This window comes from Faecalicoccus sp. LCP19S3_E2 (assembly GCF_052121255.1).
Classification (GTDB): Bacteria; Bacillota_I; Bacilli_A; order Erysipelotrichales; family Erysipelotrichaceae; genus Faecalicoccus.
The window spans coordinates 33,489-57,371 of record NZ_JBQKEP010000008.1; the positions used below are offsets into that span (position 1 = coordinate 33,489).

Genomic DNA, 23,883 nt, shown 5'->3' on the forward strand with positions numbered 1-23,883 from the left:
AAGGATGGTTTCATGTTTGAACATACGATTTGTGCCATTTCTACCGCTTTACAGGATGGCGCTATTTCTATTATCCGAATCAGCGGAGAACAAGCCATACCCATCACAAATAAAATTTTTACCAAAGATCTAAGCGATGTACCAAGCCATACCATCCATTACGGAAATATCTTAGATGAAGCCGGCAAACCAGTGGATGAAGTCCTTGTTTCTGTTTTTCGGGCCCCTAAAACTTATACACGCGAAGATATCGTAGAAATCAACTGCCATGGTGGCGTGTTTATTACACGAAAGGTTTTATCGATCGTTTTAAGCCAGGGAGCTGTATTAGCTAAACCCGGAGAATTCACTCAACGCGCCTTTTATCATGGAAGGATCGACCTGTCACAGGCAGAAGCTGTGCAAGATATGATTGATGCCAGCAACGATACGGCTGCCAGTTTGGCCATCCAGGGCATCCGAGGAAGTGTAAAAAAATTGCTTCAACCTCTTATTGACGAGCTATTAGACATTATTGCACAAATCGAAGTCAACATTGATTATCCGGAATATGAAGATATCAAACAACTGACTACACAGGAACTTTTACCTAAAACCAACGACTGGCTTAGTAAAATCGATCAAATATTAAAACGCGTTCAAACCGGACAGTTATTAAAAAAGGGAATTGATACAGTGATCATCGGACGGCCAAACGTGGGTAAAAGTTCTCTACTCAATGCTTTGTTGGAAGAAGATAAAGCCATTGTAACTGATATCGCCGGCACGACCCGAGATATAGTAGAAGGACAGATTCATATCGGTTCCGTGCAGTTAAACTTAATCGACACAGCCGGAATTCGTAAAGCAAGCGATAAGATTGAACAGATTGGTATTGAAAAAAGCCAGCAGATGTTACAGAAGGCACAGCTTGTTTTACTTGTTTTAGATGGAAGCAGTCCTTTAACAAAAGAAGATCAAATTCTCTTAGAACAAACAAAGGATAAACGACGTCTCATCCTTTTTAATAAAGAAGACCTGCAACATCAAGATAAAGAGGGAATTTGGATCTCTGCCAAAAATCATCAAATACAACCTCTTCTAGATGCTTTAGAGAACATGTATAAACAAGATCTTCTCAAGGAAGAACCTGTTTTATCGAACGAACGACAAATTGGTTTATTAAACCTTGCCAAACAAGATATGCTTCGCGCAAAGCAGGCAATGGAAATGATGATGGAACCCGATCTTGTGGAAATAGATATTCAGGAAGCACATAACCATTTAAAAGAAATTCTTGGAGAAGTCTATAGAGAAGATTTACTAGATACGTTATTTTCAAAATTCTGTTTAGGAAAGTAGGTGCATAATGGAAACTTTAATTGAACAACTGCACGAATGGCTGATTCAGATTGCCTATTTGACCGTTTATTTTTTAGAAGCTCTTTCCCTGGCAAGTGTCATCTACAGTACGTTTCATTCTTTGCTTGCTACATTTCGTAAAGATAAAAACAGTAAAAAGCCGTTATTACGCGGTTTAAGTATTGCCTTGACCTTCAAGCTGGCCGCTGAAATTGTACGGACAATCACGGTAAGAAGTCTTGCGGAAATCCTGCAGATCGGCGCTTTGATCCTAGTCAAAGCGGCCATCACCTTCTTGATCCATTGGGAATGGAAAAGCAGTGATGTTATGCATAAAGACGTAGATGAATTTGAGTAGGTGTTGCCATGATTTATTTAAAGATGGGCTTGGCAATCCTTTGCCTTTTGTTGGTCGTAGATCTTTTTCTGTTGATTCATCGCTGGTTTCCGCAGTTTCCTTCATGGGCTTTATGGGGATTATTGTTATTATTTGTGCTGCCTTGTATCACTTTTAATACGATCTTCCCTATCTTTTATTTACATCTCTTGTTTTGTCTTCTAATCACGCAGCTTATCTGTTTGATCTTTCATCAGGATGTAAAAGGATGGATCTTCTTTATTCCTTTTTTGTTGGCAATAACAATCTGCATTTACGGCATCTTCAATATGAAGAATATTGAAAAAACAACGTATGATCTTCAAACATCAAAAAACATTCCTGATACCAAAATCGTCATGATCAGCGATTTACATTATCCAAATGTCATGACGGAAGAAGAGTTAAGTAGCATCGTAAAAGATCTTCAAAAAGAAAAGCCTTCTTTTTATATTCTTAACGGAGATATCGTTGATGAGTTCACAACCGTTGATCAAATGAAAACGGTATTTCAGACACTGGGCAAACTGACAAAAACTGCTGATGTCTATTATGTTTTTGGCAATCATGATAACCAACATTACGCAAATGATCCCGTTTTTTCCAAAGAAACATTAAAAGAAGTGATCGAATCCAATGGTATCACCGTCTTACAGGATGATATCCTGCATTTTGGAAACATCACCTTAATCGGCAGAGAAGACTTGGAAGAAAATAGACGATCCCTGCATAGCCTTATGAAAACATGTGACTTAGATTCGTATATCGTTGTTTTTGATCATCAACCCAGCGATCTAAAACTCTGTAAAGAACTCGGGGTCGATCTTCAGTTAAGCGGACATACACATAGCGGTCAAATTTTCCCAGTCGGCTCTTTGGCAAATTCTTTAGGAATTTTTGAACACGGTTATGGCATGATAAAAAAAGGAAACTTTACACAAATCACAACATCCGGTATTCATGGTTGGGGATTTCCAACCCGTACGGAGGGGATCAGTGAATATGTTTCCATTTCTATTACTTCGAATTAAACCATTTTAAGACTTCACCGACAAAATACAAAGAACCACACACTAAAGCTCTTTGATGTGTCATTTGAAGTCTTTTTTCCATTTCTTCCATAGATAGTACCTCAAATCCCAATGTTTCCAGAGGATAAAGTCTGTCCGATGAAAAGTTGACCAGGTGAATCTGTCCTTGAAGACTCGTTAAAACATCTAACATGTGCTTTGCATCTTTTTCCTTTAAAACCGAAAAATAGATATCCCCCTGCCAAGTTTTTATGGAGGTTACCAATGCATTGATACCATCCAGATTATGAGCACCATCCACCACCAGCAACGGCCTTTTTCTTAATATCATACAGCGTCCCAAAAAAACAAAATGATCAATAGCATTTTGAAGCGTATTATAACGCAGGCGAAAACCTAAATGATACAATGTATCGCAGGCCAGTATAAAATTTTTCATCTGGTAAAAAGGCTGATCAAAAACAAGGATGCCATCCATCGAGTCGATCCAATATTTTTTTCCTACTTTTTTATATTCTGGTAGATAAGAATAATAAAATGGTATTCTTTTGGCTCGTACATTTTGTTCAATAACTTGTTGCGCCTGTGGCTTATCTTCCCCACAAACAGCTAATACCCCTGGCTTGAAGATACCACTCTTTTCCTGCGCAATCTTTTCTATTGTATCCCCCAAGATTTCAGTATGTTCTAAACCAACATTGGTCAATACTGTCACATCATAATCTAAAGCTGTGGTCGCATCCAGTCTTCCACCTAAACCCACTTCTATGATGGCATAATCAACTCTCTTTTCTAAAAAATAAGCAATGGCCAAAAACAAATCCATTTCAAACATGGTCATTTGATGTTCTATAAAGACATTTTGATATTGATCAAACAAACGCTCTAAATCCGAATCAGAGATCATTGTTTCGTTGATTTGTATTCTTTCATTATGAACGATTAAATGCGGAGATGTAAAAACACCAACTTGATAGCCCAGTTCTTCCAGCATCAAAGCCATCCAACGACATGTACTGCCCTTTCCGTTTGTACCAGCTACCTGAATTTTTTTGAGTTTCTTATGGTATGGTAAATACCGATCCATAATTTCTCGGTAATCAACCAAATCCATATTTTTACTTTTCTTAGATTCCATCCATGAAATTTTTTCCTGTAGATTCATGATTAGTATTATAATAGACTTCGTACAAATAATCCATGGAGGTTTACAATGAACTTTAATAATGACTGGCAAGAACTTTTTGATACAGAGATTCAAAAAGAATATTTGAATAAAATTAATTATTTTTTAGCTCGTGAATATAAGACCAAAAAGATCTATCCACCAAAAGAAAAAATCTTCAACGCTTTTTTAACAACATCTTTAAAAGATACAAAGGTTGTTATTCTGGGGCAAGATCCATATCATCAACCCGGACAGGCACAAGGTTTTGCGTTCAGTGTAGCACCCAACGTTAAAATTCCTCCTTCATTAGTTAACATTTACAAAGAGATTGAGGATGAATATCATGTTAAACTTCATCGTAATGGTGATTTAACAGACTGGGCTAAACAAGGAGTCTTATTATTGAATCCTATTTTGACCGTAGAAGATTCAAAACCTCTTTCCCATCAAAATATTGGCTGGCAAAATTTTACGGATGCTGCCATACAGCGCATCAATGAAAAAGAAGACGCAGTGGTCTTCTTATTGTGGGGATCTAAAGCAGGCGCAGTTCGTCGTTTTTTGAATAACCCAAATCATTTGGTCCTGACAAGTTCTCATCCAAGTCCATTAAGCGCTTATCGTGGATTCTTTGGCAATGGGCATTTTAAAAAATGCAACGAATTTCTCGTTGCACATGGTAAAGAACCAATTCACTGGTTTTAAATAAATTTCATCACAAAAATTAAGACAAAGAGTTATCATTTTAACTAATTATGCTAATGATAACTCTTTATTCTTAAACAATATGAAAAAACACTTTCATGCAGCTTCAAAAAAGGAGTAGATATCCTATACCTATCTACTCTCATAAAAATCCTTCTATTCTTTTTCCAATGCCTTCAAAAAGCTTTCTAAAAATGGGGTTCCATCTTTATGTAAACCATATTCCCCCATGCGTATGCTTGGCTTTTTCTCTCCATGAAAATCACTGCCACAAGTAATTAACAAATTATGTTCTCTGGCAAATTGTTCATAGTATTCATTATGATAATCTTGATGATAGTTGCTGTAAGCTTCTAATCCATCAATACCACAGTCTAAAGCATACTGCAGACGTTCTTCCTGTTTATAAAATGTCTGATAAGGATGTGCAATGATCGCCAAGCCATTCGCTTCATGAATCTTTTGTATCGTTTCTTTAAAATCCGGATTATATGCTTTTACATAAAGATCGCTGCCTGGCATACATTTGTCCCAAAAGAAATTGACCGGTGCCGGATCACTGCGCTTGCCACCGGGAATATAATCTTTAAAATCTTCGATATTCTGATAACGAGGATCCTGGAAGAGTCTTGTCATCATAATAAACCATGGATTGGTTCCATTGGCATCTCTGACTACCTTTTCTTCATCGATTTCTACTCCATATTTTTGCCGAAGTTTTTCAACTCTTTGATGAAATACACCATCATTCTTTTTTTGTATGTTTTCCTGTAACGTCTGAAAATAAGGATCATCCAAATTGATTCCATATCCTAATACATGTACATCATAATCTCCTAATAAGGTAGAACATTCGATGGCCGGTATGATTTGTATTCCTTCTTTTTTCCCTTCCACCATCATATCCGGAACACCTTTAACAGTATCGTGATCACTCAATGCCGCTACTTGAATGTCCGCCTTTTTTAACATCTGCACAAGCTCAGCCGGTGTAAATTGTCCATCACCACTTTGATTCGAATGCATATGTAAATCAAAATGAATCATCTCTTTCATCCCTTTCCTTCATTCTTTTCTATAATTTATGAAATGTCGCATATTCTATAAATCAAAGGCTTTTCCCAATACTTGAATGGCTTTTTCCTTATCTTGTGCGTCAATTGTCAATGAAATGGAGATTTCACTGGAAGTAATCATATAATAAGGAATATTGTTTTCACGTAATGTATTTAATACTTTCGAAGCAATTCCACTATGCGTTGATATTCCCAAGCCTACCAAGGAAAGCTTAATAAATCCAAGCATACGGGTAATTGGGTAATTCTGTCCTACTTTATCCATATTTTCCATGATCATACGACTTTGTTCTTCTGTACAATAGAAAGAGAAATTCGCCTTTCCTTCATCATCCAACTGCTGCGAAATTGTATCCAGGTTGATGTTTAGATCCGCAATCATTTGGAAAAGCTTTCCTAAAAAGACACCATCATTTTCAATGTGGCTGATACGCATGATCGCATAATCATCTTTTACACTTAAGCCTGTAATGGGCATATCTTCCAATTGTTTTGTATGTTCCATGATCCATGTTCCTCTCTTTTTTGAACCTTCCAATGCCTTTCCAAGATACAGCGGCACTTGATATTTACTGGCCAATTCTACACTGCGAGTTTCTAAGACGCCAGATCCGAGACAGGCCATCTGCATCATTTCCTGATAATTGACTTCTTTTAATCGTTTTGCCTTTGGATAGAGTCGCGGATCGATCGTATAAATGCCATTGACATCCGTATAGATATGACAAGCCCATCCTAATTTAGCGGCCAACGCTACTGCTGTAGTATCGCTGCCGCCTCTTCCCAATGTCGTAATTTCGCCATGTTCTGTAGCCCCTTGAAAACCGGCTACGACAACCACTTTTCCTTGTTCTAAATGCTTTTTAACATTGGTTAGATCAATATCCTTGATACGTGCGTGTGCATGATGATGACTGGTAATAAAACCACATTGATAGCCGGTCAGTGAAACAGCCGGTATGCCCAATGCATCAATAGCCATTGCCAATAAGGTAATTGTTCTTTGTTCACCTGTTGACAATAAAGAATCCAGCTCTCTTGTATTGATATGATCAGAAACCTGACTAGCCAGATCGATCAGTTTATTGGTCATGCCACCCATGGCACTGGCGACAACAATCAAAGTATGTCCCGCTTCGCGCATCTCTTTTACATGCTTGGCAATCGCTTGTATTTGTTCTATGGAACCCACGCTTGTTCCACCATATTTCTCCACAATATTCATAAGCAACACCCTTCAAAACGGATTTATTTTATCACTAGAAAAAAGAATGCACAATGAAATCATGCATTCTCCATTATGACTTTCTTAGAAAGTCCGGAAAGCTTTTTAATTCATTGGAAGATTTTCTGTATTATCTATACATACATCAATTCAAAGTTCAGACTTTTTTGAAATTTGATCCGACTTTTTTTGGAAAAAATTTTATTTTTCGTTCATTTTTTCTTATGATATTACCAAGAAACAGGAGTACTTATGGACACAAAATATATTTTTGCGGATGCACTAAAAACATGTATGAAGAAATCACCCTATGAAAAGATTACTGTAAAAGATATTACAGATACTTGTAATCTATCTCGTCAGACATTTTACCGACATTTTTTAGATAAACAAGATTTAGTTAACTGGTATTTTGATAAGATCCTACAAGAATCTTTTCAACATATGGGAGAAGGAAAGACGATTTATGAAGCTTTGTTTAAGAAGTTTACTTTTATCCTTCAGGAAAAATTGTTTTTTAGAGCCGCTTTTCAAAACGATGATCAAAATAATTTAAGAGATCATGATTTTGAACTGATTTTATCTTTTTACACAGATCGAATCCAGAGTAAAACAGGGATGCCTTTATCTTCTATTTTAAAGTTTCAATTGGAAATGTATTGTCAGTCTTCTATATACATGACGGTAAAATGGTTATTGGAAGATACACCCATTTCTCCGGATGCACTGGCAAGCCAGCTATGTGATGCGATGCCACCGGAAGTCAAGAAAGCTTTTGTTTCCATTGATTTATTATAAAGTGACACTTTCCTTATTCTGTAACTTATCTTTTTGAACATAAATCGTTACAATTGAATTGATAAAGCGCTTACAGAAAAGGAGAAAAACACTATGTCAAATCGAATTATGTTAAATGAAACATCGTATCATGGTTCTGGTGCCATCCAGGAAATTGCCAATGAAGCCAAGGCAAGAGCTTTTAAAAAAGCTTTGGTCTGCTCCGATCCGGACTTGATTCAATTCAAAGTCACAGAAAAAGTTACCAATGTATTGGATGAAGCAGGATTGGAATATGAAATCTTTTCAGATATCAAACCGAATCCAACGATTGAAAATGTACAAAACGGTGTAAAAGCTTTTAAAGAAGCTAACGCCGATTACATCATTGCCATTGGTGGAGGTTCTTCTATGGATACATCTAAAGCCATTGGAATCATCATTGCCAACCCGGAATTTGAAGATGTACGAAGCTTAGAAGGAACTGCTGCCACTACTAAACCTTGTGTTCCTATTATCGCCGTTCCGACAACAGCCGGGACCGCTGCCGAAGTTACCATCAATTATGTTATTACCGATGTAGAAAGAAAAAGAAAATTCGTTTGTGTAGATCCACACGATATGCCGGTCATTGCCGTTGTAGATCCTGATATGATGTCTACAATGCCTAAAGGTCTAACCGCTTCTACAGGTATGGATGCATTGACGCATGCGATTGAAGGTTACACGACAAAAGCTGCCTGGGAAATGACAGATATGTTCCATTTAAAGGCCATTGAAATCATCAGCCGTTCTTTACGCAGTGCGGTAGCCAATGAAAAAGAAGGACGTGAAGGTATGGCTTTAGGCCAGTATATCGCCGGTATGGGATTCTCAAACGTTGGACTAGGAATTGCCCACTCTATGGCTCATACGCTGGGTGCAGTTTATGATACACCACATGGTGTTGCCTGTGCAATGATGCTGCCGATCGTTATGGAATATAATGCCGATTGTACACAAGAAAAGTATCGTGAAATTGCTCGTGCCATGGGTGTTAAAAATGTCGATTCCATGACACAGGATGAATATCGTAAAGCAGCCGTGGATGCGGTACGTCAGTTATCACAGGATGTAGGCATTCCACAAAAACTGGAAGCTTTAAAAGAAGAAGATCTTGATTTCCTTGCCCAATCGGCTTATGCCGATGCCTGTGCTCCGGGCAATCCAAAAGATGCCAGCATTGAAGATCTAAAAGCGTTATTTAGAAAATTAATGTAATCTCTATAGACAAAAGTGCATCCAAACGCCGGATGCACTTTTGTTGTAATATCTATTTGTATAACTTTTTCCCCAAAGAAAAATTAAACCGGGCAATCTGTTCTTTTCCTGTTTCGATGGCAACTTTTGCCAGTTCTTTTACATTTTTGACAAATGCCCGAGTCAGATTGATCTCAACCAACATGCCTAAATTCACACCGCCAACGACTTCTTATTTTTGATAAGAAATGCCTATTTTTACTGCTGTTTTAAAAGGAACACCTCCGATAAGATCACATAAAACAAGGATTTCATCACACGTTTTAAGAACATTGAGTGCATCTATCATCTTATTAAATATATCCTCTAGAAAATCACTTTCTCTATAATCAATCGGTACATAATTTTCAGGCACGCCAACAATTTATCTTAAACTGTTTGTTAAGCCAGTTGCGAAAATCCCGTGATCTGTTACAATCAATCCAATCTTTTTTCTCTTGTTTTCATTCCACTTTATCAGTTGGCTGAATCGCATCGTAGCCGGTTTCTTTTGTACGGATACGATAAGCCGAGCGAATTTCATAACTAAATATCTTCCCGTCCCCTATTTCCCCCGTGTAAGCTGCCTTTGAAATTGCTTCGATAGTTTTCTTTTCCCATTCCGGAGAAGATACAACGATTTCAAATTTGATCTTTTGCTGCATCTGCAGATCTACTTTTACCCCTCTGACTACTTCATTGTATCCTTTTTGAATACCGCAACCCATCACCTGATAAACCGTTAAACCCCTGACTTCAATTTCATTTAAAGCCGTTTTGACATCTTCAAAAGCTTCTTCACGCACGATGGCTTCTATTTTAATCAGCATATCGATCCTCCTTAATCAAATCCATTAAAACTTGGATAAGCTTGTTCTCCATGCATCGAAGCATCCATACCTATGGCTTCTTGTTTAGCTGTGGCTCGAAGTGGCACAAAGCATTTTACGATAAAACCACAAATCAAAGTCCCTGCTACAGCAATCAGGATCGTTATCACGATACCCTCCAGCTGAGCTGCAAAGAGCTCTGTTTGTCCAAAAAATAAACCGTTCCACTGTGCGACATCATTGATGCTTGTCATACCAAATAATCCGGTAGCGATACCGCCCCAAATCCCGCCTAAGCCATGACAGCCAAATGCATCCAGTGAATCATCGATCCTGCACTTCGATTTCACTACTTTAAACCCAAAATAACAGATAGGGCTCACCAATGCACCAATGATAAAAGATGCCCAAATCGGAACAAAGCCGGCTCCCGGTGTAATGGCAACAAGTTCGACCACAAGACCGGTAGAGGCTCCAACCAAAGTCGGTTTTCCATCTACGATCACATCAATCAACATCCACGACAACAAAGCACTCGCCGAAGCAAAGGCACTGGTCATAAAGGCATGGGCCGCTAAACCATTGGCTCCTAGTGCACTTCCGGCATTAAAGCCATACCAGCCAAACCATAATAAAGTCGCGCCTAATACCACAAAAGGGATATTGTGTACACGATAAACCACCTGATCATACCCTTTTCGCTTTCCAAGCCATATGGCCAATACGAAGGCTGTAATGCCTGAACTGATATGCACAACATTTCCGCCGGCAAAATCAACAGAACCTAAGGAAACAATAAATCCATTTTCACCCCAAACCATATGAGCCAGTGGATAATACACAAGCAATGACCATAAAGCTACAAAAAGAAACAATGCCTTAAAGTTCATCCTTCCTACTAACGCTCCGGTAAATAATGATCCCCCGGCCTAGCCGGGGGATCATATGCGGGCATAGCCCTGCTTTCAGAGCTGCGCTTTACAGCGCTGCGTGGTCTGTGACTTGCATTATTTCTGTTTTCCCGTAAACGGGTCTTCGAATTCCAAAGTCAGTTGCTCGGCTATTTTATCCTCTTTCAGCTGATTTCTTATATACTCCTCTATCTTTTTTATGTTTTTCCCTACCGTATCTACATAATAGCCTCGACACCAGAATTGTCGGCTTCGATACTTGAATCTGGCATTCGACCATTTCTCATAGATCATCTGACTACTCTTCCCTTTCAGATATCTCATAAATCCAGATACACTCATCTTTGGTGGTACTTCCAAAAGAATATGTACATGATCCACGCACACTTCGGCTTCGAGAATATTGACTCCTTTCCACTCACATAACTGTCTTAATATTTGACCGATTTCGAGCCTCCTTGCATCATAAAATGCTTTCCTGCGATATTTGGGTGCAAATACCACATGATACTTACCATTCCATTTCGTATGTGATAAACTGTGTAAGTCATCGGTATACTGTGACATAAAAAGACCTTCTTACATCTTTCGTTGTAGTTTGCAGACCACATACGAATTATAATGCAAGGAGGCTCTTTTTTTCATAATCTCTTCGCTTAAGCTTAGGCGGACCCTAGACTATCTAGGGGTTTTACTAGCCAAAAAAAGGAATCGCACTTGGATTCCTTACAAATATTCTTTTATTGTTTCAATCACTTCCTGGGTATGAACTGCTATGTATAGATTGGGCTCACAACTGAAATAATCTTTTTTACACCAGGATATCCCCTGACATTCCTTTAAGAATACATCCGCTGCCGCATAGTCCCAACATTTAGCCTGCTCCGTCAGATAAAAATCTGTTTTCCCTAAAGCTGTCGAAATCACCGATAAGCTGCAACAACCACGGGAACGATGTCCTCTTGTCTGTTGAAATAAATCAATCAACTTTGGAAATACCAACAATGTATTTAAGCTGGCTTCCCATACACATTGTGAAAGTGGTCTTTTTGGCAGTGCTTGTTCCACCTTCTTATCATTAACAAAAGCGCCTTTTCCTTTATAGGCCCAATACATCGTATCTTCTGCCACATCATATACGATTCCTAAGATTGGTTGTTTATCTTTTACATACGCTAAGCATATCGCATACCCCTCCTGCGCATTGATGAAGTTGGTTGTACCATCAATAGGATCAATAATCCACATGGAATCACTGATGACTTGATTTCCTTCTTCTCCAATGAAAGTACATCCCGGTGTAAATGTTTGTAATACTTCTCTTAATTTCTTTTCGGTATTCTTGTCCATGTCGGTCACAAGATCCTGAATTCCATTTTTTGATTGTACTTGTAATTCTTTGTCCTGTTTTAAAGGTTCTCCGATTTCTCGAACTTTCTGTAATAGTTCTTTTATTTCTTTTGTATCCATAACGTTAGTCTCCTTATGCACATTGTAGTCCAAATATTTGTTTTTTACACAATCTTTTCCAGTGATATGATAAGATGACGATATAAAAAGATTTAGAAAAGAGGCAGCTATGACATTAGAAAAACGCATACAGGCTTGTAAGCACTTAACACCGGCAGAAACCGAAATAGGATACTATATTCTAACGCATGCGCAGGATGTGATCCACATGTCACTACAAGATCTCTGCAACGCTCTTTATTTTTCCAAGTCTGCCATTCATCGTTTTTGTAAAAAGATCGGATGTACGGGTTTTAATGATGTCAAAGTGCAACTTTCTCAGGATCTCTCAAACAATAAGCTGACACAACATGATATCGATGTAAATTATCCGTTCATCAAATCCGATGCACCTATGGATATTGCCGAAAAACTTGTCAAGCTCTATGAAACAAGTGTGCGTGATACAATGGCTTGTCTGGAGCCTTCTATTCTACAGGATGTGGCTTCTATATTATTTCACGCAAAGAAAATCGATATTTATACACATGCGCATAATATGCATGTTGCCAAAAACTTTCAAGATCAGATGATCACGATTGGAAAGGAAGTAAACTGTCCTGTATCTTTTTATGAACAGCGTTTATATGCTCTGGCATCTGATAAAAGTCATGTAGCTTTGATTTTATCCTATTCCGGAAAAGCATCTTTTATTCTTCCGATACTTAAAAAATTAGATGAAAAACAAGTTCCTGTTATCTTGATTTCTCGTATCGGATGTAACAGCTATCCTCAGTATGTGAAATATCATCTGGCTTTAAGTGATACAGAAAAGCTGCAGGATCGTATATCGCAATATGCCAGTCATATTGCCTTACAATATGTAATGGATATCCTTTTTGGATGTATTTATAATTTAGATCGAGAACGTAATCATAACTACGTGTGGCAAGCTATGGATTTTATGGATGATCGTTTAGACTAAAAGTTTCAGAAAGTTCCAATTTTTCTGACACTTTTTTATTATTTTAGGGAAAAAATATCTACTCTTCTCTCGTCTATTGTTCTTATTTTGTAATGGATATATATTGAACTCGCAAGGAGGACTAGAGAATGAAAAAGGGATTAAAGATTGTAACAATTGGTGGCGGCAGCAGTTATACACCGGAATTGATGGAAGGATTTATTCGACGATATAACGAACTTCCGATTCGTGAAATTTGGTTGGTGGATGTAGAAAATGGACAGGAGAAAGTCAACATTGATGCCGATATGGCAAGACGTATGTGGAAAGCAGCCGGTCATGATGTACAAATCCATGTCAGTATGGATCGAAAAGAAGCCTTAAAAGATGCGGATTTTGTGACAACACAGTTTCGTGTAGGATTTCTGGAAGCTCGCATTAAAGATGAGAGAATTCCTTTATCTTATGGCATGTTGGGACAGGAAACCAATGGCGCCGGCGGTATTTTCAAAGCATTTCGAACGATTCCTGTCATTCTGGATATTGTCAAAGATATGAAAGAAGTCTGTCCCAGTGCCTGGTTGATCAACTTTACCAATCCAAGCGGCATGGTGACAGAAGCTGTCATCAAATATGGAAAGTGGAATAAATGTATCGGTCTTTGTAACGTACCTGTTATTGCGATGATGAAAGAACCGGAAGCCATTGGCTATGACCCAAAAGATCTGACATATCAGTTTGCCGGAATCAATCATTTTCACTGGCATAAAGTTTATGATAAACAGGGGAATGACTTAACACAGAAAGTCATCGATGCTTTATTTGAAGGAAAAGATATTGGTTTACCGGCCAATATCAACAATGTGCCTTTCTTTAGAGCACAAATCGAACAAATGAAGATGATTCCATGTGGCTATCATCGTTATTATTATCGCCAGGAAGAAATGTTAAAGCATAGTTTGGAGGAATATGAAACGATCGGTACTCGCGGCCAGCAGGTAAAGCATACCGAAGAAAAACTGTTCGAGCTTTATAAAAACAAAGAGCTGGATCATAAACCCGAAGAACTCAGCATGCGAGGTGGAGCATATTACAGTGATGCTGCCTGTGAATGCATCAATGCCATCTACAACAACAAAAAGATTCATATGGTCGTAAGCACGCAAAATAAAGGCGCCATTCCGGAACTGCCGGTAGATTCCATCGTAGAAGTCAGCTCAATCATCGATTGCAAAGGGGCCACACCAATCGTCTGGGGCAAGTTTCCAAGCGCGCAAAGAGGATGGCTACAGTGCATGAAGGCCATGGAAGAATGTACGATCAACGCGGCCATTATCGGAAATTATGGAATGGCTATGGAAGCTTTTGCACTAAATCCTCTGATTCCATCCGGAGAAAGTGCCAAACAAGTCTTAGACCAGCTTCTTTTAGCCCATGAAGCTTATTTATCTCAATTCGCATCAGCGATTCAGCACTTAAAAGAAGAAAACGTACAAATCAAAGATCCCGTTGTCCAGGAACTGATGAAAGAAGGAAAATAAGATGAACTTACAAGAATGGATCGATCACTTTTACCTGGAAGAACACTATAACTGCAGCGAAACGATCATTCGTGCTGCCAATCAATACTATCATCTTGGTTTAGATGAAGAATCCATGAAAATGTTATCTGGTTTTGGAAGTGGTATGTACACCGGGTTAACTTGCGGCGCCTTAATTGGCTGCACTGCCGTTTTATCCTAGCTTCTCATTCAGACAAAAGCACATGATCAGCTGGATACCTTTAGGCCAATCATCCAGGCTTGTGTTCGTAACTTTAAAGAAGAGCTTCACGATACGGAATGTAGAAACATACGCAAAACATGGTATGATCCTAAACTTCATTGCGTACATACTGTACAGGCAGCCGGAAACGCATTAGCGAAAACAATAATCGAATCACAGTTGATCTAAGCAGTTAAAAAAACTGCTTTTTTTATCTTTCAAGCTATTCAAAGACGATTCATCCAAAATCATGATAAAATAAAGAAATCGAGGTGATTCAATGGTCTTAATTACAGAAGAGAATCTAAAAATCATGAATTCTCGCACTTTAGCCCTTGCCAGACGATATTTAAAACAAGGATGTTTAAAACGAATCGTCGTCAATGAATTAGAAAAAAATGCCATCTATAAAGTTGAGGGAACAATACAAGTCAGTTCTTATGAAAATGTCTGCCACTTTTTTATCAATGTTCCTTTACATTCCGTATATTCTACACATTGCGAATGCCCATGGTATTTTGATGATGAACATATTTGTGCCCATATCGGTATGTTGATGATCTATCTGACAAAAGTAGATATCCAGAATTTTCCTTATACTTCACAAAAAGAAGCATCTCCTTATTCTCTTTATAATGAAGATTATCTGGCTCGTCGTCAAAGAATTGAAGAGGAACTTAAAAGAATTCAAATGGAAGAATCGTATCAGAAAACACGGGATCTCATCCTCCAACAAAAAGACAATCAGGATCATCTGGTCCAACTGGAGCTGCAGACGCAACAATACGATATTCTTCCGGTATTTTCTTTTCTTGATTTTGATGCGTTTTTATTGAGTTTTACCGTCGGTGCACAAAAACAATATACGATCAAAAACATTCCCGATTTTCTACATTGGATCGACAATGAACAATATCACAGATACGGCAAACAACTAGGCTTCATTCATACACGCAACGTCTTTACACAACAGGCACAAAAATACATCGAATTCATGCGCATGGCTTATGCGACACCGGATTACGATCGATACTATTATCGTTATAATAATTCACGTTTTATCCGTATCCATTCTTTGTTGCCGGCTTTTTATGCAGCGTTTAAAGATGATCCAAATGTTCCGATTCGAGAAGAATCTTTTGTGATGCCGATCCACATTAAAAAAGAAGCTAAGCATTACACAATTTCTTTAGTATGGGATAAAGAAGAACACATTTTGACCAATGATCATCAAATGTTTGCTTTACAGGACAACCCTTTTGAAATCATTCATTATGCGATCCGTCCGCAGTCCTCTATTGCCACATTATTCAGTGCTTTATCAGAAAATCCTCTTCATATTCCGTTTGATGAATACGATGACTTTGAACGCTATATTTTAGATCCAGCCAGAGATTATTTACAGATCACAGAGGGACAAGAATTACTGCCGGCATCCAATGCCCTTCACATCCATCATCCCATCGTCTATGGCGACATGGATGAAAATGAAACTGTTTCTTTTCATGCGACAGGGAAAGATGAACAAGGAAATACTATTGAACTTTTATATAATGAAAAAATCAGCTTCGACTGGACAATCGAACTCATTCAAAAGTTTTTAGAAAACTATGCGACATGGATCGATCAGGAAACACATACGATCTATATGGGATTGGAAGATGAGCGAACCCTTGACTTTCTTCAACAAGGCATCACACAGTTGCAGAAATATTGCGATGTATATATCAGCGATGCACTAAAAAAGCTGGGCAAAAGAACAAAATATAATCTTCAAACCGGTATTCGCATTGACAACGGTTTATTAGAGATTCAATTGGAATCCACAGATTTTGATGTCAATGAAGTGCCTAACATCTTACAAGCTTATCATCGTAAGAAACGTTATTTTAAGCTTAAAAACGGACAGCTCTTACATCTGGAATCTGATCAATTGCAAGAGCTTGACGAACTCATGCAGGACTTTGATATTCACGAAGATGAAATCAAGGATGGTAAGCTGCAGTTAGAACTCTATCGAACCTTGGGAATGAATGAAAGACTGAATCATGCAGAGTCCCTGCAAGTTTACAAAGAAGATTCTTTGACAGAATACATCCAAGGCTTTGAAGAACGAAAATCTAAGATTGCATGCGATCCCCATTATGCATCCATTTTAAGAGACTACCAGAAAAGAGGAGTTGAATGGCTTTTAATGTTGTATCAATACAACTTAAATGGAATTCTTGCCGATGAGATGGGATTGGGAAAGACTCTGCAAGTCATTGCGCTTTTAGACTCTATACGAGATAAAGAGAAACACACATTGATCGTTTGTCCGGCCTCTTTGATTTATAACTGGGAAGATGAGATTCGCCGCTTTTCTGACACTCTTTCCTGTATCAGTATTACGGGTACAAAAGAACAGCGAAAGAAGAGAATTCATGACATTTCCAAATATGATATTCTCATCACTTCTTATGACTATTTACGCAGAGATATTGAGGAATATCAGGATATCACTTTTGAATATGTAGTCTTGGATGAAGCGCAGAACATCAAAAACCAGAAGACGAAAAATGCAACCAGTGTAAAGGAACTGCATTCCAGACATCGATTGGCTTTAAGTGGTACCCCTATTGAAAATTCATTGGCTGAACTTTGGTCGATCTTTGACTTTTTGATGCCAGGCTATTTATTCTCTTATCATTATTTTAAAACACAGTATGAAAGTCCAATCGTGCTAAATCAAAACGAAGATGTGACCAAAAAACTACGTTCTTTTATATCACCCTTTATTTTAAGACGAACCAAAAAAGAAGTATTGAAAGAATTGCCGGATAAAGTGGATCATCAATACTTGATTGATTTCTCAAAAGAAGAACAAAAGCTATACCTTGCCAACTTAACACAGGCCAGTAAAGAATTGCAGGCAAAAATGAACGAGCCTCATATCGATCATATTGCGATTCTGGCAGCCTTGACCAGACTTCGACAGCTTTGTTGTGATCCAAGACTTTTATATGACAATATACAAAAGCCTTCTTCCAAAGTACAGGCTTGTATTGAATTAGTACAAATCTTGACCGAACACAACAAAAAAGTCTTATTGTTTTCCGCATTTACTTCTTTGATTGATTTATTAACACAAGAGTTAGAACAAAATCAGATTTCACACTATGTTTTAACCGGCAGTACATCAAAAGAAGAAAGACGACAATTAGTTCATGCGTTTCAAACCGATAACACACAAGTCTTCCTGATCTCCTTAAAAGCCGGTGGTACAGGATTGAATCTGACGGCAGCTGAAGCCGTGATCCATATTGATCCCTGGTGGAATATCTCGGCACAAAATCAGGCGACCGACAGAGCCCACCGTATCGGACAGAATGCCAATGTACAAGTGTATCGACTCATCATGAAAGATTCAATCGAGGAAAAGATTGTCAAAATGCAGGAACGAAAGAAAGATCTGGCCGATACCTTTGTCGAGGGCAATGATGGATCTTTATCGAAGATGTCCAAAGATGAAATTTTAAGTCTGTTTCAAAGAGATTAGCTTTTTAGCATAACGAAAAAAGATCGAGATATCCAAAATGGTTCTCGATCTTTTCATTATACTGTTTTATCCTTAACGCTTTAAATCCAATACGACCGGTACAGATTTATAACCGACTCCCATACGATCGATACCCATATCGATCAGCTGTAAGAAGTGTTCTCTGGTACGAATGCAGCCACTTCCTTTGACTTTGCATGCATCGCCAACTTCTTCCTGCATCACTTTAATGATTTCCGGTGTGGCCCCATGGGCTTCAAAGCCAGTCAGGAACCCTGTACTTGTCTTAACAAAATCGGCTTTGGCATCCATTGCACAATGGCAAGCTTTTCGAACCTGTTCTTCATTTAAGGCATCGGTTTCAAAAATCACCTTGACCGGAATATTCTTTTCATGACATACATCCACGACAGCCTTGATATCCTGCGTTACCGCATCATATTTTCCACTGCGAATCCAGCCAAAGTTTGCCACAATATCCAATTCTCCAATCACATCGGCATAGTGATCGACCAAAATCTTAGCCTGTGCTACTTTAGACTCTGTAGAGCTTGTTCCAAATGGAAAATCACATACCGGACAAAGCTTTGTTTCAGACCCTTCAACATATGGTTTACAAAGCTCCATATAACCCGGATTGATACAGATCGTTGCACAACCCAGCTCAACACCATCCTTTGTCAACTCGACAATCTGATCTTCCGTAAATTCAGGCTTTAAAACCGAATAATCGATGTAGGAAGCCAATTCCTTTAAACTCATTTCACTTGCTTTTTTATTTGGGTGTTTCATACGTTATCATGCATTCAAAAAGAATGCTTTCCTCCTGATTTCACTCTAGCATTCTTTTCTTTGTTTGTAAACATTTGATGTTTGTTTTTGTATTTATTTTTTCGTTTTTGTTCGTTTTATACAAGAATATAATTCTCCGGTAAACTTTCTACATCCAGTTTCCTGCTTTGGTTACAGATAATGGCATCAAAATCATCACTGTCAATAAAGCTGCAAAAACCTCTGATAGCAATTTTTGAACTGTCGATCAGCAAATACTTTTGTGCCGATAAAGACATGGCCTTTTGTTTTACAGCCATCGTATCCATTTCAGCCGTATAAACCAGCTTACGATCCAAATCGATACCTGCACAGCTCAAAAATGCCAAATCAAAGTTAAAACGATCCAGTTCACTGATCGTAATCGGCCCCACACTCATGGCATATTCAGGAATATAACGCCCACCGATCACAAACAATTCCGATTCTGTACCGGAAAACGCATCTACGATCAAATGAGAATGCGTAACGATTTTGATTTTCTTATCTTGAATATACGGAAGGATCGGTCCAATGCTCGTTCCTCCATCTAAAAAGATACAATCGCCATCTTTGACAAGTGTTGCAGCTTTCTTACAGACGATATCTTTTTCATAAAAGAACTCTTTACGCTCTTTCATCGTCTTTTCATCTTTTGTCGATAAGATCACTTTCGGGCGAACACTTTTAGCCCCTCCATGCACTCTTAACAACAGCCCTTGTTTTTCCAGTTCTTCACAGTCTCGGCGAATCGTGGTTTCCGTCACCTGCATCGCAACGGATAATTCTTTTGTGCTGATAAAGCCTTTCTGGTTTACGATCTCCACTATTTTTTCAAAACGTTCACTTGCTAACATATAACCACCTGTTCTTATTGTACACGAAAGATCAAAGGACTACGACTTTTGTGGCTACATTTTCGCGAAACGCTATATCGTGTTCTACGATCAACATTGTGGCCTGGCTTGACAAGATCATCTTTTCAATCTGCATTCGTGTATAAATATCGATAAAGTTCAAGGGTTCATCCCATATATATAAATGTGCCTGCTCACAAAGACTTCTTGCGAGCATGACCTTTTTCTTCTGACCATCAGAATACGATTGAATCTCTTGATCAAACAGCCAACGCTCAAATCCCATTTTCCGTAATAATGTCTTATATAAAGTTTCATCGATACCATACTGTTTCGCATATTGTGCCAATGTTCCTTGTAGAAATGATGTATCTTGGGATACATACGATACGATCAAATTCGATGCACAATCAATCTTGCCGTTATGACTTCTTTTTAGATCCACCAGCAGCTTCAATAAACTGCTCTTTCCACATCCGTTTTTCCCATCCAAAAATACACGTTGTCCTTTTTCTATCTGAAAGCTTTGTGGTTTTCCAACAATTCTACCATCATAGAGTGGACAAACTTCATCAAATGATACCAGAACAGAAGCAGGATGAGGTAAAGGCTTCATCTGCAAGTTTTCCATCTCTTCCACGTTTTTTAAGAGATCTTCCTTTTGTTCGATCGCTGCCTGTTGTCGCTTTGCGATATTTTTACTTCGTTTCATCATCTTAGCTGATTTATGCCCTACAAATCCTTTATCGGCTGCCCCAATCTTGGAAGCCTCCACTTTGTCAGACCACATCGAAGTACGAAAGGCCGAAGATTTTAATCGACGAATATCCTTGCGTAATCGTTTATCTTCCTGCATTTCCTTTTCCTGTTGTGTTTCAAATCGAGCAAACCAGGAAGAATAATTACCGGACTGTACCTCGATCGTATGACGATTGATCGCAAGAATATGATCGACACAACCGTCTAAAACCTTTCGATCGTGTGATACTAAAATAAAACCTTTTTTTCTTTGCAGGTAATTCATCAATACGACTCTGGCTTTGACATCTAAATGATTGGTGGGCTCATCAATCAATAAAAAGTTACCCGGCTTCAAGAATAGGATTACTAATAAAACTTTGGTCTGTTCTCCCTGGGACAGAGTAGAAAATTCCCTCCATAAAACATCATCCTCTACCTGCAGATAGGAAAGCTCTCTTTGTATTTGCCAATCCTCGACAAGGGGATAGATCGATCGCACTACATCGATCGTCCATTGTTCTTTATTCTCAACGACAAAAGGGAAATAATCAAAAGATACAGAGGAATGAATCTTTCCTTGATAAGGATATTTCTTCATCAATAACGATAAAAACGTTGTTTTACCGCGACCGTTTCTTCCCACCAGTCCCAGCTTCCAATCGGTATCCATAGAAAAACTGACATCATCAAACAACATTTCCTGTTGGCTGTCATACGAAAAACTTAAATGTTCTACCTGAATCATAGACATAACAAAATTCCCCCTTTGCATAAAAAAACGGCACTGAAACAGTACCGAATGTTTTCATAGATTTTGTTTTAACTTGGTTTATGCATCGACTATCAGACTAAAAATACACTCTTCCATCACAAAAAAAAGGTTCTGTTTTTCGTTGTTTATCGTAAAGTATCCTCTCGTCTGATCATCTTCATGCTATCACCGGATTCAATATATCACAAGTAAGCTTCTGATACAATCTATAATGCTTAAATATAAGGCTTTAAACGTCTTGCCAATGTATAAGCCAGAAAAATTTTAATACAATCCGGTAGGATAAACGGAACCACGCACGTCATAAGAACACTGCCAATTGTCAAAATCGAGTCTTGTTGCTGACTGACAAGCAAAAACCAGGTTGTCCCAAATCCATAACAAATGACTAGACCCATCAAAGCAAATAAAAGGCTGATCTTCTTACAAGGACTCCATACCCGTTGTGTACCCCATAAAAGAAGAGCACTCAAAAGAAAGCCGACAATATAGCCGCCCGTTAATCCAAAAATCACGTGTACTCCGCCTTGAAATCCAGAAAACACCGGCATTCCCAACAAGCCACATAAAATATAACAGAATACATAAATTGAACCTCTTTTGGCACCAAATAAAACACAAATGAAGAAGATCGCAAAGGTCTGCATCGTAAAAGGAACAGCAAATGGAATAGAGATCCAGGAACAAATTGCCATTAAAGTAATTGATAAGCCACCGTATGTTATATCTTTAATTGTCATATAATCTACCCCTGGTATATTTCAATAGTTTATATTATAAAAATTTTTATTTTGAATGTCAAAATATTTTTCTTTCACGATCAAGATCATAAGGATCAACAAATTTTGTATCAACAGGCATCACTAACGCTTACTAGTGTTTTTTGATTTTAAAACATACAGTAATATATTTAATAGAAAATGATGATCCGCATTCTTTTCAGCTTCATCATAGCCATCATGACAGTATGCAAAACAAACAATTTTAATGAATTTAAAACTTTCATTTAGGGAGACTTCCATTCATGATACAATAAACATAGTTTTCAAATAGGAAAGGTGCAGATATGACATTATTTTATGAGTTTGTAATTATGGCATTTATTTTTTCTATCCTTGGATGGATCATGGAAGTTTCCTTAAAATTTATACAATATCATCGTTTCATCAACCGTGGCTTTTTAATTGGGCCTTATTGTCCCATCTACGGCTTTGGTGTGGTCGGTGTAACCATTCTGGTTGGTGGTTTGATTGGCCGAGAAGGAACCTACGCCGAAACTTTTATGGCAGGCTTTGTGATTTGTGGATTTCTTGAATATATGACCAGTTTCTATATGGAAAAAATGTTCCATGCTCGATGGTGGGATTATTCTTCCAAGCCTATGAATCTTAACGGCAGGATATGGATCGGCAACCTGATCTTATTTGGCCTTGCTTCTGTAATTATTGTGAAATGGATAGCACCACACTACTTTGATTTCATAGAAACATGGAATCCTTTTCTTCTAGGAGTATTCGCATGGGCTATTCTTGCTTGTATGCTTTTTGATTATACAATTTCTCATTTCTTAATGAATATTGTCAAAAAGGAAATTGATACAACAGATGGAGATAATACCGAAGAAATTTCAATACAAGTGCATGCGATGCTGCAAAATAAGAACTTATTATTACGACGGATCTATCAGGCATATCCGGAATTTAAGGTACTTCCTTCCCACTTGACAAAGAAATACAAAAAACTTAAAAAAGATTACAAAGCCGCACAAAAGGAATGTCGAAATCTATTGCATCAAAAATTCCGTGCTAATTTCAATTCTGAACAGTTAAAACAAGCACAACAAAAATTGGAAGAGGCTTATCAACAACTCAACCAACTTACCGGACGTTTTAAAAGACGCTATTAAACAGAAAACCCGTAATCTCTAAACTGATTACGGGTATTTTATGAGATTAACTCTATTGAATTTTAAATTCATAGTTTGCATATAGGATATTTAATAAAATAAATCTGGACAGATCAACACAGGTAGTCCTGGTCGCTTAGACCGGGGAAGCGTTAAACCTCGTTAACATAGATGGCCTGTTTTAACGGCCTATAAGGAGGTGAGCGCTATGACATCATTTGAAACATTGTATCTAATGTTAATGATGTTTCATATAGTCGTGATACTTCTGATTGAAATCAATCGTAGTAAATGACAAATAAAAGAACTACCTCGTCTTGGCAAATTAGGTAGTTCTCTTATGAATCACTAAATCCAGGACTCC

The 23,883-nt window shown here is 38.0% G+C and carries 23 protein-coding genes and 1 pseudogene; 11 read left to right on the top strand and 13 right to left on the bottom strand.

What is annotated here, in order from left to right; all coding sequences use genetic code 11:
- Window positions 1–12: 12 nt before the first annotated feature.
- From mnmE to ACTQX6_RS08430, 3 genes are read left to right on the top strand one after another with little or no spacing between them, the layout of a single operon-like run.
- A complete protein-coding gene (gene mnmE / locus ACTQX6_RS08420) occupies window positions 13–1,341 on the top strand; it encodes a tRNA uridine-5-carboxymethylaminomethyl(34) synthesis GTPase MnmE (RefSeq protein ID WP_294688738.1) in 1,329 nt (442 codons plus the stop codon).
- Between the two features lie 7 nt (window positions 1,342–1,348).
- Entirely contained in the window at window positions 1,349–1,699 is a 351-nt protein-coding gene (locus ACTQX6_RS08425; protein ID WP_117447115.1) for a DUF1622 domain-containing protein, read from the top strand.
- 8 nt (window positions 1,700–1,707) lie between these two features.
- A complete protein-coding gene (locus ACTQX6_RS08430) occupies window positions 1,708–2,748 on the top strand; it encodes a metallophosphoesterase (protein WP_117447116.1) in 1,041 nt (346 codons plus the stop codon).
- Here the strand turns inward: ACTQX6_RS08430 and ACTQX6_RS08435 are convergent.
- The gene (locus ACTQX6_RS08435) at window positions 2,735–3,886 is read right to left on the bottom strand and encodes a bifunctional folylpolyglutamate synthase/dihydrofolate synthase (protein ID WP_240937841.1); all 1,152 of its coding nucleotides are present in this window, start codon (window positions 3,884–3,886) and stop codon (window positions 2,735–2,737) included. The genes ACTQX6_RS08430 and ACTQX6_RS08435 overlap by 14 nt on opposite strands.
- A gap of 75 nt (window positions 3,887–3,961) precedes the next feature.
- Here ACTQX6_RS08435 and ACTQX6_RS08440 point away from each other — a divergent pair, with 75 nt between their 5' ends.
- Window positions 3,962–4,621, top strand: coding sequence for a uracil-DNA glycosylase (locus ACTQX6_RS08440; protein ID WP_117447118.1), 660 nt, complete (start codon window positions 3,962–3,964; stop codon window positions 4,619–4,621).
- 156 nt (window positions 4,622–4,777) lie between these two features.
- Here ACTQX6_RS08440 and ACTQX6_RS08445 read toward each other — a convergent pair whose 3' ends face one another.
- A complete protein-coding gene (locus tag ACTQX6_RS08445) occupies window positions 4,778–5,677 on the bottom strand; it encodes a PHP domain-containing protein (RefSeq protein WP_229035601.1) in 900 nt (299 codons plus the stop codon).
- 45 nt (window positions 5,678–5,722) lie between these two features.
- Window positions 5,723–6,922, bottom strand: a complete 1,200-nt coding sequence (locus ACTQX6_RS08450; RefSeq protein WP_294688743.1) for an aspartate kinase — start codon at window positions 6,920–6,922, stop codon at window positions 5,723–5,725.
- Between the two features lie 252 nt (window positions 6,923–7,174).
- On the opposite strand from ACTQX6_RS08450, the gene ACTQX6_RS08455 reads away from it, so the two are divergent.
- Together ACTQX6_RS08455 and fucO are read left to right on the top strand one after the other, a co-directional pair.
- Complete coding sequence (locus ACTQX6_RS08455; RefSeq protein ID WP_117447120.1) at window positions 7,175–7,720, top strand: TetR/AcrR family transcriptional regulator; 546 nt, start codon at window positions 7,175–7,177, stop codon at window positions 7,718–7,720.
- Between the two features lie 93 nt (window positions 7,721–7,813).
- A complete protein-coding gene (gene fucO / locus ACTQX6_RS08460) occupies window positions 7,814–8,959 on the top strand; it encodes a lactaldehyde reductase (RefSeq protein ID WP_117447121.1) in 1,146 nt (381 codons plus the stop codon).
- 52 nt (window positions 8,960–9,011) lie between these two features.
- Here fucO and ACTQX6_RS08465 read toward each other — a convergent pair whose 3' ends face one another.
- From ACTQX6_RS08465 to ACTQX6_RS08490, 6 genes and pseudogenes are all read right to left on the bottom strand, one after another.
- The gene (locus tag ACTQX6_RS08465) at window positions 9,012–9,143 is read right to left on the bottom strand and encodes a hypothetical protein (RefSeq protein WP_272002639.1); all 132 of its coding nucleotides are present in this window, start codon (window positions 9,141–9,143) and stop codon (window positions 9,012–9,014) included.
- Window positions 9,144–9,170: 27 nt separating this feature from the next.
- Window positions 9,171–9,353, bottom strand: a complete 183-nt coding sequence (locus ACTQX6_RS08470) for a hypothetical protein (protein ID WP_294688745.1) — start codon at window positions 9,351–9,353, stop codon at window positions 9,171–9,173.
- 88 nt (window positions 9,354–9,441) lie between these two features.
- The gene (locus ACTQX6_RS08475) at window positions 9,442–9,807 is read right to left on the bottom strand and encodes a P-II family nitrogen regulator (RefSeq protein ID WP_294688746.1); all 366 of its coding nucleotides are present in this window, start codon (window positions 9,805–9,807) and stop codon (window positions 9,442–9,444) included.
- 11 nt (window positions 9,808–9,818) lie between these two features.
- Window positions 9,819–10,715: pseudogene (locus ACTQX6_RS08480) on the bottom strand (ammonium transporter); the annotation flags it as partial.
- 99 nt (window positions 10,716–10,814) lie between these two features.
- Window positions 10,815–11,285 (bottom strand): IS200/IS605 family transposase, encoded by a 471-nt coding sequence (tnpA, locus tag ACTQX6_RS08485; protein WP_294688748.1) that lies wholly within the window; start codon window positions 11,283–11,285, stop codon window positions 10,815–10,817.
- Window positions 11,286–11,444: 159 nt separating this feature from the next.
- Window positions 11,445–12,188 (bottom strand): inositol monophosphatase family protein, encoded by a 744-nt coding sequence (locus tag ACTQX6_RS08490; RefSeq protein ID WP_294688749.1) that lies wholly within the window; start codon window positions 12,186–12,188, stop codon window positions 11,445–11,447.
- A gap of 109 nt (window positions 12,189–12,297) precedes the next feature.
- Here ACTQX6_RS08490 and ACTQX6_RS08495 point away from each other — a divergent pair, with 109 nt between their 5' ends.
- The 4 genes from ACTQX6_RS08495 (at window position 12,298) to ACTQX6_RS08510 (ending at window position 18,433) form a co-directional block, all read left to right on the top strand.
- Window positions 12,298–13,152 (top strand): MurR/RpiR family transcriptional regulator, encoded by an 855-nt coding sequence (locus ACTQX6_RS08495; protein WP_294688751.1) that lies wholly within the window; start codon window positions 12,298–12,300, stop codon window positions 13,150–13,152.
- A gap of 128 nt (window positions 13,153–13,280) precedes the next feature.
- Window positions 13,281–14,672, top strand: a complete 1,392-nt coding sequence (locus ACTQX6_RS08500) for a 6-phospho-beta-glucosidase (RefSeq protein WP_294688753.1) — start codon at window positions 13,281–13,283, stop codon at window positions 14,670–14,672.
- Window position 14,673: 1 nt separating this feature from the next.
- A complete protein-coding gene (locus ACTQX6_RS08505) occupies window positions 14,674–14,874 on the top strand; it encodes a C-GCAxxG-C-C family (seleno)protein (RefSeq protein WP_294688754.1) in 201 nt (66 codons plus the stop codon).
- Window positions 14,875–15,175: 301 nt separating this feature from the next.
- Window positions 15,176–18,433, top strand: a complete 3,258-nt coding sequence (locus tag ACTQX6_RS08510) for a DEAD/DEAH box helicase (RefSeq protein ID WP_294688755.1) — start codon at window positions 15,176–15,178, stop codon at window positions 18,431–18,433.
- 72 nt (window positions 18,434–18,505) lie between these two features.
- On the opposite strand, the gene deoC is transcribed toward ACTQX6_RS08510, so the two are convergent.
- The 4 genes from deoC to ACTQX6_RS08530 form a co-directional block, all read right to left on the bottom strand.
- Entirely contained in the window at window positions 18,506–19,225 is a 720-nt protein-coding gene (gene deoC / locus ACTQX6_RS08515; protein ID WP_294688757.1) for a deoxyribose-phosphate aldolase, read from the bottom strand.
- 116 nt (window positions 19,226–19,341) lie between these two features.
- Window positions 19,342–20,100, bottom strand: coding sequence for a DeoR/GlpR family DNA-binding transcription regulator (locus ACTQX6_RS08520; RefSeq protein ID WP_117446957.1), 759 nt, complete (start codon window positions 20,098–20,100; stop codon window positions 19,342–19,344).
- A gap of 31 nt (window positions 20,101–20,131) precedes the next feature.
- Entirely contained in the window at window positions 20,132–21,592 is a 1,461-nt protein-coding gene (abc-f, locus tag ACTQX6_RS08525; protein ID WP_294688760.1) for a ribosomal protection-like ABC-F family protein, read from the bottom strand.
- Window positions 21,593–21,828: 236 nt separating this feature from the next.
- Window positions 21,829–22,353 (bottom strand): biotin transporter BioY, encoded by a 525-nt coding sequence (locus ACTQX6_RS08530; protein WP_294688762.1) that lies wholly within the window; start codon window positions 22,351–22,353, stop codon window positions 21,829–21,831.
- Between the two features lie 353 nt (window positions 22,354–22,706).
- Between ACTQX6_RS08530 and ACTQX6_RS08535 the strand changes: the two genes are divergently transcribed.
- The gene (locus tag ACTQX6_RS08535; protein WP_320863302.1) at window positions 22,707–23,519 is read left to right on the top strand and encodes a putative ABC transporter permease; all 813 of its coding nucleotides are present in this window, start codon (window positions 22,707–22,709) and stop codon (window positions 23,517–23,519) included.
- Window positions 23,520–23,883 lie beyond the last annotated feature (364 nt).